We start from the raw sequence: 12,900 nt of genomic DNA, 5'->3' as shown, positions 1-12,900 counted from the left end.
GTTTGTCAGACCTTTTCCGACACGAGCTTTTCGATCCCGGCAATGATCGCAGCAACATTCGAGATATCAAAATCGTTGGCCTCGGGTTCATTGGCGTTGAACGGAATTGAAATGTCGAACTCTTCCTCGATGGCGAATATGCTTTCGACCAGACCAAGGCTGTCGATTCCCAGATCTTCCAGCGTGCTTTCGGGCGTCACGTCCGATGGCTCCAGCACGGCCTGCTCTGCAATGATTGCGATGACGCGGTCGCTGATGCTCATGTCGATCCCCTGATTTTCAGTTTGACGATGATTTAATCGCTTGGGGTCTGTTTGAAAACAGCCTTTTTCAATGCCTCAACGTCGCGTGCCATGCGGGGCAGTCGCCGCTGCGCCTTGTAGACATCGGTATGGGTCTCCATTTTGATGCCCGGATACCCCATGATGACGCGCCCGGCGGGCACATTTGACAGAATCTTCGTGCCCCCGCCCGAAATGACGCCGTCCCCTATGAAAATATTGTCGACCACTCCGGTCTGACCACCCAGAACAACGTTGTTGCCGATCTCGACCGAGCCGGACACACCCGTCTGACCGCACAGCAGACAATCCTGCCCGACGCGGGTGTTGTGCCCGACATGGACCAGATTATCCAGCTTGGTGCCGTCACCGATCCGCGTGTTGCGGATGGTTCCATTGTCGACGGTGCAATTGGCGCCAACCTCGACATCGTCCCCGATCTCAACTGCGCCCAAAGAATGGATGCGAAGCCAGCTTTGGGCCTTGGCGTCGCCCTGGTCGCCCAACGTTTTTCGGGCGTTCTCGGCGCCAGAGACCTCGGGCGTTACGAAACTGAATCCGTCACCGCCAATCCTTGCGCCGGGCTGCGCGATGAACCGATCCCCGATTTGGGCCCGCGCGCCAATGCTGACCATTTCCCGCAGCAGGGCCTGTTCGCCCAGAACGGCGTCGATACCCACCACGCAGTGTGCTCCGATGACCGAGCCCGAACCAATTCGCGCCCGCGCACCAACAACGGTCAGCGGTCCTATGGCCACGTCAGATCCGATTTCAGCCGTTGGATCGATTACCGCGGAAGGGTGAATGCCCGGTTCAATCCCTTGCCCGCGATCCAGCATTGCGGTGATCCCCGCCATCGCCATGCGCGGACGTTTCACGAAAACGGCCGCCCGCAAGCCCATGGCCTGCCAATCCGCGCCTTCCCATAGAACGGCGGCGCGCGCGTCCCCTTTCGAAAGCGCTTCGGCGTATTTCGGAGACATGGCCATGGCCAGATCGGTTGGGCCGGCATCGCCCGGTTCGGCCGCCCGCACGATCGTCAGGCCGCCATCACCTTGGCACTCGGCACCCAAAGCGTCGGCGATTTGCTGAATGGTAAACTGCATCACGGGCTTCCTTTTGGCAGGATTTGCCCTGTGCTTAACCCTGAACGTCCGGCAGGGCCACCCCTGCCTTTTGCAGGGCCTCCCAAATCTTGCGGTCCCGGCCATAGACATCACGGCGATACTGCACGTCGCCCTTTGGTCCGACATAGGCTGTTCGATAGATCAGGTGGACCGGAACTTTTTGCTCCAAATCGACCTTGGTTTCCTTTCCCGTGCTCAGAACACGATGAAAGAAGGCCTTGGGATCCTCTTCCTGTTTGGCCAGCAATGCATAGGCAAACTCGAAAGGCTGCGCCAGCCGGATGCAGCCGTGCGAGAACGCCCGCACCTCACGCGCGAACAGGCTTTTCTGAGGCGTATCATGCAGATAGATATTGTACTTGTTGGGGAACATGAACTTGACCAGCCCCAAAGCATTGCTTTTGCTGGGCGGCTGGCGCATCGCAAATGGAAAGCTCCGGGCGGTGAACTGATTGAAATCAACCGCCCCGCGATTGACCTGCCGCCCCCTGCTGTCCGTGATCTGGATATGACCGACCGCGTTTGGGTTCGCTTTCAGCTTCGGCAGGTATTCCTTGGTGATGATCGAGCGTGGAACATACCAGCTGGGGTTTATCACCATATGCTCCATCACATCCGAGAACTCCGGGCTGCGGCGATCATGCGTGTTCTTGCCGATAACCGCACGGGTTTCAAAAGTGACTTGACCGTCATCCACGATCTTTGCCGAAAAATCTGTCTGGTTGACAAGAATATGACGTGCGCCGCGATCCCGAGGCAGCCAGCGTTCCCGTTCCAGAGCGACATATACAGCCTTGAGCCGGTCCACGGCCGGGCGATTCAACTCGGCAATCGTGCCCTTGCCTGCAACGCCATCAGGTTCCAATCCATGCGCGATTTGAAAGGCCCTGACCCCTTCCAGCAGCGCGGCGTCGAAGGAGGGGCTGGCCGATGGCTTCATGTAGCCCATCAACACCAGCCGATTGCGAAGCTTCACGACATTGGGCCCGGTATCACCGTATTCCAGCTTGGTTTCCGGGACAGTTGCCCCCCAACCGCCTTGATCTATCAAGGCCTGAAGCGCCAGCTTCTGCTTCATCAGAGCCCGGTACTGACGGCTTTGAGGAGCAAGCTGCGCAAAATACCCGGCGCCATGTATGTTCAGGCCGTTCAGATGCTCGGCCGCGCTGCGACGATCCACCGACCGAACAAGTCCGTCGTCGATGCTTCCCGGTCGCAGAACACCCGAGTACAATGCGTCGGCAAATTCCACGAAAACCCGGGTCAGCTCCGCTTCGACGGCGCCAAGGTCACGTGTCGAGCGTGCATCCTGCATTTTCTGCATCAAGGATGAAACTGTCACATCGGCCTGCGGCAGACCGTGCAGATGCGCATGTGACAGTGCCTGGATCAATGCCGCCCGGCGTTGCATATGCTCATCGGATTCGCCCACCCAAATCGGCGAAAACCCGTTTGTCCGGTAAAACTCTGCGATCTGAGAGTCCCGTGGAGTATGTTCTGCGACGGCCATCTGAAACGCCGTGTTGTGCGTGGGTTCAGAGGTGGTATTCGCCACACTGGCCGTGGCCGTAAAACAGGTGGCAAGCAGGATACTGGTACTGGCTCGGAAAACAGAAAGCATTGGATGGCCTTGGAATCAATGACTTGGTTGGTGATACATGCGTCGAACAACTATGAATTCGACTGCGCAGACTTGTCTATTCACAAATTCCTTACCAAATTGCTTCTGTTGTCGTCTGATGCGCGTTTGCATCGACCCGGTGGCGCGCAGCCGACACCTGCCAATATTCTGCGCCCGCCTGTGACATTTGCGCAAAAAACTGCCGAAAATTCCCCCTTGAAAAGATGACTGTGAATCACTTCTTGGCCGCCGAATCCGATTGTGTCATAAATTCCGCATCTGGGATGGGAAAAAATTAAGACAGCGCGCGTAACATCGTGCGCAGGCAGGAACAGTACGGGACGAACCAAAATGACCAAGAGCAGTTCCTCGGGCTTGACCCGGCGTGCCCTTTTGGGGGCGTTTGCAGCAACCGCAGTCGCAGCCGCACCCACCTACTCCAATGCAGCAGGCTTTTTGCGCGGCGGCGGCGATATCCGTCGCATTCGCATGTATTCCGGTCGCACAGGCGAACGGTTGGATATGATTTATTGGGTCGATGGTAAGTATATCAAGGACGCTGTCAAAGAAGTGAACCATTTCATGCGGGATTGGCGCACGGATCAGGTAAAATCCATCGATTTACGCACGATTGATATCATGGCGGCATCACACAACCTTCTGGATGTCAATGAACCTTATATGTTGCTGTCGGGCTATCGCTCTCCACAGACCAACGCCATGCTCCGCGCCCGCTCTCGTGGCGTCGCCCGGAAATCGCTTCATATGCAGGGACAAGCCGCAGACTTGCGCCTGGCGTCCCGCTCTGTCTCGCAGATGGCCAAAGCAGCTATGTCATGCCGGGCCGGTGGTGTCGGCCAATACTACGGGTCCAATTTCGTGCATATGGACTGCGGCGTCGTGCGCACCTGGCGCGGCTAAGACAGCGCCTTCGCAATCTCGGCCAGTCTGACAGGGGCTTGCCGGGAAGGCCGGCTACATCCCTGCGTCTCCACCTCCGCCGCCGACATCCCCACCACCGGTATCATTGCAGGAAGCCGTTTCCGTGGTGGCGCTGGTCTCACGGGACTTTTCATCCCCGGTATCAGAGGCAGCATTGGGGTTGGAAGCATTGTCGCCTTCTGAATCCTCGTCGCTGTCGGGTTCTTCGTTGTCGGTCAGCTTGCCAAGGATGAACGCCAGAATTACGGCGACCACGATCCAACCCAAAAGGTTTAAGAGTGAAAGGCCCATAATTGTGCCGCCCAACACCAACAGGGCCACAATCACGACGGCCATCAACATTTTTTTTGAAGAGATGACTTTCACGTTCTTTCCTCCGTTAAAGCTGACGCAAGCCAGCCTTGTTCGGAAAGTGTACATCAAGAAACCACTGACAGAGAGGTCAAGCCTCGAAAGCGATCGTCAACTGCGATCAGCATGGCGGCGCTGGCAAGTTTGAAAAGGCCGCCTGCGCAGCGATAAGACGGAAAGGCGCTGACATGATCAATGCGAGAGGTCGTGTCTCGAGATGCAGTCGCCGAACTCAATCAATCTGACATCTCCCAGACGCAAATTCATGGAACAATCGCGGCAACCCTGTCTCGATCATGTTCGGGACTTGCGAAAAGGATTGCAGCCCGGAACACCGCACGCACCCCTGAACACGACCCTCCAAACACTGACCTAGGGCCTCAAGGGGGCTGCCTGAATTAAAAAGGATGCTTTATTGACCCGAGAATCTGTTCTTCCAAAGCGCAAGGCGCTGCTGATCGCGTTTTTCATACTCGGCAAGGCGGCATGTTCTCGGAGCAGAGCAGGCCTCTCTTCCTTCACAGCGAAACGAGCCTGAAAAAAATCCTTTCCGCTGATCTGAGCAACGTCCTTAGGGAACCTTCGTTTGAACCTGAAGCCTTCCTTGAGTTTGTCGAGATATTTGATCTTCATCACGATAGCCATGTGGCACTTAAACTCCTGCAAATGTGGTACAGAAGCGGCTGTTTTTCCCAACAAACCTTAGAAATATGGCGATGGTGGCGCACCTGAGAGGATTCGAACCTCTGGCCTCTGCCTTCGGAGGGCAGCGCTCTATCCAGCTGAGCTACAGGTGCCTTGGCCGTTAGCTAACCTTGTTCCAATCCGGGTGCAACTGAAAATCGTGATTGTTGCACCCTCTTTGAAACCAAAATCAGGCGAAAAGATCATGCGCCAATTCAAGCGCTTCGATCAGCGTGTCGACCTCATCCGTCGTGTTATACAGACCGAAGCTGGCACGACAGGTCGCCGTGACACCCAGATGATCCATAAGCGGGCCTGCGCAGTGATGCCCGGCGCGGACGGCAACGCCTTTTTTGTCCAGAATGGTGGATACATCATGCGCATGGCCGGCCCCGTCCAGCGTAAAGCTGAAGATGGCTGCCTTGTCTGGCCGCGTGCCCTGAACCTGAAGCCAGTTGAGACCGTTCAGGCGCTGCATCGCATAGTCCCGCAAGCCGGATTCATGGGCGGCAATGTTTTCCATTCCCAAATCCATCATGTATTCCAGCGCAACGCCCAGGCCGATGGTTTGGACAATGCCGGGTGTTCCGGCCTCGAACTTCATAGGCGGATCGTTGTAGATCACCTGATCCTTGCTGACCTCTTTGATCATGTCACCGCCACCGATAAAGGGGCGCATCTCGGCCATGCGTTCGGACTTGATGTAGATCGCACCCGACCCCGACGGGCCATACAGCTTGTGGCCGGTGATGGCGTAAAAGTCGCAACCGATGTCCTGCACGTTCACCGGCATATGCACCGCGCCCTGACTGCCATCAACCAGCACCGGAACGCCCCTGGCATGTGCACCTTCGGTGATGGATTTGACATCCACGACAGTACCCAGAACATTGGAACATTGCGTCACGGCCACAAGTTTGGTTTTCGGGCCGATCGCATCGATCACCGCCTGGGGATCCAGTCCTCCGTCCGCGTCCACATCCACCCACTTCAGAACGACGCCCTGCCGTTCCCGCAGGAAATGCCAGGGCACGATGTTGGCGTGATGCTCCATGACGCTCAGGACGATCTCATCCCCGGCTTCGAGGCGCGGCATGGCCCAGCCATAGGCAACAAGATTGATCCCTTCGGTCGTTCCGGAATTCAGAACGATCTCATCCTCGTTCGATGCCCCCAGGAAACGGGCGATGATGCCGCGAACGGCTTCGTATTTCTCGGTCGACAGATTGGACAGATAGTGCAATCCACGGTGAACATTCGAATACTCTTCGGAATAGGCACGGGTCACCGCATCGATGACGACCTGAGGCTTCTGAGCCGACGCACCGTTGTCCAGATAGGTCAGCGGCTTGCCATTCACCTGACGTGACAGGATCGGAAAGTCAGAGCGAATTTTCTGCACATCATACATGATACGGTTTTCCTAGACAGGCGCGGCCGGTGTTAAATACAGGACGAAGGGAACCGCAATCAGGGCTGACAACAGAATTACGGCGAAGGATTTCCAAAGGGATCCGAATTGATGCGCTTCGTTCAGGAAATGAAGCGTGATGTAAAGGCTCAGGATCGCCGTCGCGAACAGCATCATCATCATCAGAAACGGCATCGTCAGGCTTAGAACAAGGGTCATGACCAGGGCAACGATTTGCAGGAACTGCAACCACACTGTCAGGACCATCAGATCGTCAAAGCTTGCTTTGCCGCCTATCGCTTTTCCAACGACGAAGAACGCGAGGATGCTCAGCAGCATTGCTCCGGCGGACCGCAGCAAAACAACGGGGATACTTTCGGGTGGCGGTGCGATTTGACCTTGCGGCACGGGCACCGACAAATCGATGCCCAACTGCACGAGACAGTTCAGAACCACTGCCAGCGCAAAGGCCAACCACAAACCTTCCCGCCCCGGCTTCAGGGACAACAGCTGGCGGGCGGCTTGGTCGGGGCTTCTGATCGTCAGAACCGCCAGAGCGCCAAGGGAATTGATCGTCATGCAGCGGACCTTTGTACTTGTCTCAGACCGGATAACCAGAACCAGACAAAAACAGCAACCCAGGCGACACCCACAATTGTCAAAGCGGGCCCGGGCCCGATGAACCCGGCAACCAGACCATTCAACAAGACCAGGGGGGCGGATGCCAACAACGCCCAGAACAGGGCCAGTCGTGCGCCATAGGCTGTGCCCTGCCCGCCCGCCATCCGCGCCGCCCAATAGGAAACCAGCGCCAGCGTATAGAAAAACAACGGCAATATGAACACCGACCCCAGCAAGGCGCCGCCCAGAAGCATGTTCAGCTCGACACCTTCAATATGCGCTTTGCGGGCAAGGCTGGGCATTTGCGCAACAAAGGCCACCACGCAAAAGGCCATGACAAACACCAGCGCCCTGTCTTCCCGCTGACCCATTTCTAGAAGCCGGTGCACCACGCGCCCCGGCCCCCGGTATGTGGCCAGTATGTCAGACGAGACAGCCATCAGCCACGACGCGCCAGCCACCCTTCCAGACGGCTTACGATCTCGTCCGTCAAGGCGCTGTCTTCGATCTCATCCACCGCTTCGGCAAGAAAGGCCAAAGTCAGCATGTTGGTCGCGTCCTTGACCGGCACGCCACGGGACCGCAGATAGAACAGCGCGGTTTCGTCTATCGCACCCGAGGTCGAACCATGCGAACACGCCACGTCATCGGCATAGATCTCAAGCTCGGGCTTGGCGAGGAACTGGCTGTCACCGTCCAGAAGCAGCGATTGGCTGATCTGGTAACCGTCAGTCTTCTGGGCGCCTTCCTTGACCAGGATCTTGCCCTGGAACACGCCGGTCGCCCCGTTGCGCAGCACTTTCTTGAACACCTGCCGGCTTTCGCAGTTTACCGCGTCATGGGTGATGAAGACCGTGTCGTCATGATGGAAGTCGCCATCGCCAACACAGGCCCCGGCCACATGGGCGACCGCGTCATCGCCGGTCAGCTCGACGACCTGCTCATTGCGGGTCAGCACGCCATTCACAGTCAGTGTGAAGGACTTGTAGACCGATTCCGTGCCCAGACGGGTGAACATATGCGTCGCGGCCCGGCGTTCATGGTCCCTGCCCTGCGCGCGCACATGATGCAGCGTGCCCTTGTCGGCAATGTCGATCTCCATGCACTTGTTGAAGCGTGACGCAGCCGGGCCGGTTTCCAGAATGGTGGCCTCGGCCCCGCTTTCCACACGAACGACATGATGCAGGATCGCATCCGAGGTCGGCGACGCATGACGATAGATCAGGTTGATCGGTTTGGACGGTTTGCCAGTAACGTGAATCGCCACACCATCCGACGCAAAGGCCGTGTTCAACGCCGCCAACGGGCGCTGGACCGGGGACTGACCGCGCGCTTCAAGTACGCCATACAGGTCTTTCGCCCAATGAATGTCCTTGCAGCAGATATCCTCGAGCCGGTCGATGGTCACGCCTTCCAGCGACAGGTCGTCCGACTCTTCGGCACTGAATTCACCGTCCACGAAGACGATGTTCAGCCGGTCGAGCTCGCTGAACATCAACGGCTCATCATCGGCAAACACCGCCGCCGGAGGCGCGTCTGGCGAGACAAGCGTATCCGGTTGAGTGTATTTCCAATATTCGTCACGCCGTCCGGGCAGACCGGTTTCCAGAACACGGGCCAGCGCGTCTTCGCGCGCGGCGCGGGTGCAGCCCGCATCGGGCATGGTCAAGGCAGACAGCCGGGCCTCGGTTGCGGATTGTTTGACTTCGGGCAAGGCCATCAGTTCACCTCGGCAAGAATGTCGGCATAACCGTTGTTTTCAACCTCAAGCGCCAGTTCGGGGCCTCCGGTCTTGACAATACGGCCATCGGCCATGATGTGCACGACGTCGGGTTTGATGTGATCCAGCAGGCGCTGGTAATGGGTGATGACCAGGAACCCACGACCTTCATCGCGCAGGGCATTCACACCTTCGGCGACCAGCTTCATCGCGTCCACATCCAGACCCGAGTCGGTTTCGTCCATGATGCACATCTTGGGTTCCAGCATGGCCATTTGCAGGATTTCATTGCGCTTTTTCTCGCCGCCCGAGAAGCCCACATTGACTGGACGCTTGAGCATATCCGCGTCGATCTTCAACGTCTTGGCTTTGGCACGCACTTCCTTGAGGAAATCCGCCGCGGACAGCTCGTCGTCACCACGCGCCTTGCGCTGGGCATTCACGGCGGTGCGCAGGAAAGTCATGTTGCCCACGCCCGGAATTTCCACGGGGTACTGGAACGCCAGAAATACGCCAGCAGCGGCGCGCTCTTCCGGTTCCATCTCCAGCAGGTCCTCGCCATCCAGCGTGGCAGAACCCTCAGTCACTTCGTACCCGTCGCGGCCCGACAGCACATAGCTGAGTGTTGACTTGCCTGACCCGTTCGGCCCCATGATCGCGTGTACCTTGCCGGCCTCAACCGTCAGGTCCACACCCTTGAGGATCTGCTTGTCTTCTTCTTCAAGCTTCACGTGCAGATTCTTGATTTCCAGCATTTTTTATCCTTTTGCGTATCGCAAGGGGCACCGTGGCCCCGAAACCTTCCTATCCCAGAAACTTGCGGATCAGCCGCGCGACGATCCAACCCAGGATCGCCCCTCCGCCAACCGCCCAAACCGGGTTGATGAATTCCATGTGGTTGATGTTGACGTAAGCCATACCCAGCAGACCGCCCAGAACCGGCAACGCGTACCCCAGCCAGGTCAGCACGTCCTCTTTCCGGATGCCGTTTCGTGACGCCCGCGTCATCAGCCAACCGACCCTTCCAGCGAGATTGCCACCAATTGCTGCGCTTCCATGGCGAACTCCATCGGCAGTGCTTGCAGAACGTCCTTGCAGAACCCGTTGACCACCAAGGCCACGGCCTCTTCTTCGTCCATGCCGCGCTGACGGCAGTAGAACAGCTGATCGTCATCCACCTTGGACGTCGTCGCCTCATGCTCAACCCGGGACGTGTTGTTCTTGACCTCGATATACGGAACCGTATGCGCGCCGCATTTGTCGCCGATCAGCAAACTGTCGCATTGGGTATAGTTGCGGCTGTCCTTGGCTTTCGGATGCATCGAAACCAGACCGCGATAGGTGTTCTGCGCCTTGCCTGCGCTGATGCCCTTGGACACGATGCGCGACTTGGTGTTCTTGCCCAGATGGACCATCTTGGTGCCGGTATCGGCCTGCTGATAGTTGTTGGCAATCGCGATCGAATAGAACTCACCCTGGCTTTCGTTGCCGCGCAGAATGCAGGACGGGTATTTCCACGTCACGGCCGAGCCGGTTTCGACCTGCGTCCACATCACCTTGGACCGGTCGCCCCGGCAGTCGGCACGTTTGGTCACGAAGTTGTAGATGCCGCCCTTGCCGTTCTCATCCCCGGGGAACCAGTTCTGGACGGTCGAGTATTTCACCTCGGCGTCTTCCTCGACGATGATTTCGACCACGGCTGCGTGCAACTGCGCGGTGTCGCGCTGGGGCGCGGTGCAGCCTTCCAGATAGGACACGTACGAGCCTTTGTCCGCGATGATCAATGTTCGTTCGAACTGGCCGGTGTTTTCGGCGTTGATGCGGAAATAGGTGCTCAGCTCCATCGGGCAGCGGACACCGGGCGGAATGTAGACGAAAGACCCATCCGAAAACACGGCTGAATTCAGTGTCGCATAAAAGTTGTCCGACACCGGAACTACAGTGCCCAGATACTTCTTGACCAGTTCAGGATGTTCCCTGATCGCTTCTGAAATCGAACAGAAGATCACGCCGGCCTTTTTCAGTTCGGCCTGAAAAGTCGTGCCAACCGAAACCGAGTCAAAAACCGCGTCGACAGCAACCTTGCGACCCTCGGCCGGTGCGTCTTCAGCACCTTCGACGCCAGCCAAAATCATCTGTTCTTTCAGTGGGATACCCAGCTTTTCGTATGTGGCCAACAGCTTGGGATCGACCTCATCCAAGGACTTTGGCTTCTCTTCCATCGATTTCGGACGGGCATAGTAATACTGGTTCTGAAAATCGATCTCGGGATAGGTGACCATGGCCCATTTCGGTTCTTCCATCTTGGTCCAGCGCTCAAACGCGGCCAGACGCCATTCGGTCATCCATTCCGGTTCTTCATTCTTTTCCGAGATCAGTCGGACGATGTCAGGGTTCACACCTTTCGGCGCGTACTCCATCTCAATGTCAGTCTCCCAGCCGTATTTGTAGGTTCCGGCCTCGCGCACCGCATCCACGGTTTCCTGATCGACACCTTCTTTAACCTGGGTCTGGTCCAAAGCGGCCATGACTTGCCCTCCGTCAGATCACGCGGCCCGCGCGCGATGCTTTTTCTCTTTCTCAAGCCACGTCTCGGCGAAACGCAGCACATCTTCTTCCGTTGTCCGAGGTCCCAGCGATACGCGGATTGCGCTGCTGGCAGTTTCCTCGTCAAATCCCATTGCGGTAAGCACCGCGCTGGCACGAACCTTGCCGCTGGAACAGGCAGAGCCCGCACTGACGGCAAAACCCGACAGGTCCATCTGCATGACCTGGGTTTCCCCCTTCCAACCGGGCACAGCAAAACACAGGGTGTTCGGCAGGCGTTGCCGCCCTTTCCCGACAAAAATAGGTGATTTTACAGCAGCCTCAAGAGCGTTTTCTAGAATATTTCTAAATTCTTCGATCTGCTCCCAAACGCCATTGGCCAGATCCCGTGCAGCAGCTTCAGCTGCGGCGCCGAACCCCGCGATACCAATGACATTTTCGGTTCCTGACCTGCGGCCCATTTCCTGACCGCCCCCCTTGATCTGCGCCGCCAGATCGGTTCCGCGATGCATCACAACGGCACCGACACCCTTTGGGCCGCCCAGCTTATGGGCGGAAATCAAGGCCATCTGCACATTCATCCAGTTGAACGCGACGGGCAGCTTGCCAAAAGCCTGTGTGGCGTCTGTCACGGCCAGACCGGGCGGCAGTGTTTGAACAATCCCCGTCTCAGAGTTTGCCAGTTGCAACGTCGACGTTTCAGGTGCGGCCACCTGCACGTCTCCGGCCTCGGAAACCGAAAGATCCTCTTTGATCCAGGCTCTTACCGCGTCATGCTCAATCGCTGCGCCGTGCAATTTGCGCCCCGACAATGCCAGCGCCGCGCCTTCGGTAGAACCAGATGTAAAGACGATATCCGCTCCATCCGCCCCAAAGGCCGATGCAACCTGAGCCCGAGCACGCTCGATCAGAGCTTTGGCGGCCCGACCTTCAGCATGAACCGACGAGGGGTTGCCGCAGACATCCATCGCGGCAATCATCGCGTCCCTCGCTTCGGAGCGCAGCGGCGTTGTTGCATTGTGATCCAGATAAACACGTTTCATGGATACATCTTTTTGCCGACAGACTTCATTTCGTATCCCGCCCGTTCAGATCATTCATCTACGACAGAGAACAGGCTCGGCACGGCCGGGCATGGGGCGAGGTCGTTCTTGATCACATCCGACAACCGGGTTTGATGCAGGAACACATAGACATGCGCGCTGAGACTTTCCCAAAGCCGATTGGTCAACGATTGTGCGCGGCTACCGGACGAAGCCCCGGACGCTCCTGCCCCTTTTTGCAGCGCATCAACGGTTTCGTCCACGGCCGCCAGAATCTCGACAACGCGAATTTCGGACGCCGGGCGCGCCAGTCGATACCCGCCGCCGGGCCCACGCACGGAGGACACCAAGTTCGCCCGGCGCAGTTTGACGAAGAGCTGCTCGAGATATGGCAACGAGATGTCCTGCCGCTCGGAGATTTCCCCGAGCGTTACCAGTCGTTCCGTCGGCTGAAGCGCAATATCCGCCAGAGCGACCATTGCGTAACGCCCTTTGGTCGACAGCTTCATTCCATGTCCCCTTTCAGCAGGATTTGCGCGAAATCATTGACGC

General features: G+C 57.5%; 15 protein-coding genes and 1 tRNA gene. 1 reads left to right on the top strand and 15 read right to left on the bottom strand.

The annotated features are described in order from the left end of the window. Positions 1–5: 5 nt before the first annotated feature. The 3 genes from ACR0DJ_RS06685 to ACR0DJ_RS06675 are packed head-to-tail and all read right to left on the bottom strand — an operon-like array spanning position 6 to position 3,029. Entirely contained in the window at positions 6–263 is a 258-nt protein-coding gene (locus ACR0DJ_RS06685; RefSeq protein ID WP_152458003.1) for an acyl carrier protein, read from the bottom strand. Between the two features lie 32 nt (positions 264–295). After that, positions 296–1,387 (bottom strand): UDP-3-O-(3-hydroxymyristoyl)glucosamine N-acyltransferase, encoded by a 1,092-nt coding sequence (gene lpxD / locus ACR0DJ_RS06680; RefSeq protein WP_425078275.1) that lies wholly within the window; start codon positions 1,385–1,387, stop codon positions 296–298. A gap of 34 nt (positions 1,388–1,421) precedes the next feature. Beyond that, a complete protein-coding gene (locus ACR0DJ_RS06675; RefSeq protein WP_480684315.1) occupies positions 1,422–3,029 on the bottom strand; it encodes a L,D-transpeptidase family protein in 1,608 nt (535 codons plus the stop codon). Positions 3,030–3,380: 351 nt separating this feature from the next. Here ACR0DJ_RS06675 and mepK point away from each other — a divergent pair, with 351 nt between their 5' ends. Continuing rightward, positions 3,381–3,950 carry a peptidoglycan L,D-endopeptidase MepK gene (gene mepK, locus ACR0DJ_RS06670; protein ID WP_170344246.1) on the top strand — a complete coding sequence of 190 codons (570 nt, stop codon included), beginning with the start codon at positions 3,381–3,383 and terminating at the stop codon, positions 3,948–3,950. A 54-nt stretch (positions 3,951–4,004) separates the two neighbouring features. Here mepK and ACR0DJ_RS06665 read toward each other — a convergent pair whose 3' ends face one another. From ACR0DJ_RS06665 to iscR, 12 genes are all read right to left on the bottom strand, one after another. Next, positions 4,005–4,307: a hypothetical protein gene (locus ACR0DJ_RS06665; protein WP_480684314.1), complete on the bottom strand. Its 303-nt coding sequence runs from the start codon at positions 4,305–4,307 to the stop codon at positions 4,005–4,007. Between the two features lie 387 nt (positions 4,308–4,694). Beyond that, positions 4,695–4,967 carry a hypothetical protein gene (locus ACR0DJ_RS06660; RefSeq protein ID WP_480684312.1) on the bottom strand — a complete coding sequence of 91 codons (273 nt, stop codon included), beginning with the start codon at positions 4,965–4,967 and terminating at the stop codon, positions 4,695–4,697. Between the two features lie 75 nt (positions 4,968–5,042). After that, positions 5,043–5,119 (bottom strand) — tRNA-Arg (locus tag ACR0DJ_RS06655). Between the two features lie 77 nt (positions 5,120–5,196). Next, positions 5,197–6,417, bottom strand: a complete 1,221-nt coding sequence (locus ACR0DJ_RS06650; RefSeq protein ID WP_480684310.1) for a cysteine desulfurase — start codon at positions 6,415–6,417, stop codon at positions 5,197–5,199. 12 nt (positions 6,418–6,429) lie between these two features. After that, the gene (locus ACR0DJ_RS06645) at positions 6,430–6,996 is read right to left on the bottom strand and encodes a YIP1 family protein (protein WP_171168083.1); all 567 of its coding nucleotides are present in this window, start codon (positions 6,994–6,996) and stop codon (positions 6,430–6,432) included. Then, the gene (locus tag ACR0DJ_RS06640) at positions 6,993–7,478 is read right to left on the bottom strand and encodes a YIP1 family protein (protein ID WP_170344241.1); all 486 of its coding nucleotides are present in this window, start codon (positions 7,476–7,478) and stop codon (positions 6,993–6,995) included. Before ACR0DJ_RS06640 ends, ACR0DJ_RS06645 begins: the two co-directional genes overlap by 4 nt. Further along, the gene (locus tag ACR0DJ_RS06635) at positions 7,478–8,758 is read right to left on the bottom strand and encodes a SufB/SufD family protein (protein ID WP_170344240.1); all 1,281 of its coding nucleotides are present in this window, start codon (positions 8,756–8,758) and stop codon (positions 7,478–7,480) included. The genes ACR0DJ_RS06640 and ACR0DJ_RS06635 overlap by 1 nt, the downstream gene beginning before the upstream one ends. Then, positions 8,758–9,513: a Fe-S cluster assembly ATPase SufC gene (sufC, locus tag ACR0DJ_RS06630; protein ID WP_171204773.1), complete on the bottom strand. Its 756-nt coding sequence runs from the start codon at positions 9,511–9,513 to the stop codon at positions 8,758–8,760. The genes ACR0DJ_RS06635 and sufC overlap by 1 nt, the downstream gene beginning before the upstream one ends. Positions 9,514–9,562: 49 nt before the next feature. Next, positions 9,563–9,766 (bottom strand): hypothetical protein, encoded by a 204-nt coding sequence (locus tag ACR0DJ_RS06625; protein WP_170344237.1) that lies wholly within the window; start codon positions 9,764–9,766, stop codon positions 9,563–9,565. After that, a complete protein-coding gene (gene sufB, locus ACR0DJ_RS06620; protein ID WP_480684309.1) occupies positions 9,766–11,286 on the bottom strand; it encodes a Fe-S cluster assembly protein SufB in 1,521 nt (506 codons plus the stop codon). The genes ACR0DJ_RS06625 and sufB overlap by 1 nt, the downstream gene beginning before the upstream one ends. Before the next feature lie 18 nt (positions 11,287–11,304). Beyond that, positions 11,305–12,348: a cysteine desulfurase family protein gene (locus tag ACR0DJ_RS06615; RefSeq protein ID WP_480684307.1), complete on the bottom strand. Its 1,044-nt coding sequence runs from the start codon at positions 12,346–12,348 to the stop codon at positions 11,305–11,307. Positions 12,349–12,398: 50 nt separating this feature from the next. After that, the gene (gene iscR, locus ACR0DJ_RS06610; RefSeq protein WP_170344232.1) at positions 12,399–12,857 is read right to left on the bottom strand and encodes a Fe-S cluster assembly transcriptional regulator IscR; all 459 of its coding nucleotides are present in this window, start codon (positions 12,855–12,857) and stop codon (positions 12,399–12,401) included. Positions 12,858–12,900 lie beyond the last annotated feature (43 nt).

The sequence above is a fragment of the Ruegeria sp. BF10 genome, from assembly GCF_056538725.1.
The sequence above is the reverse complement of the archived record's forward strand: the minus strand, read 5'-3'. Positions and strand labels throughout refer to the sequence as shown.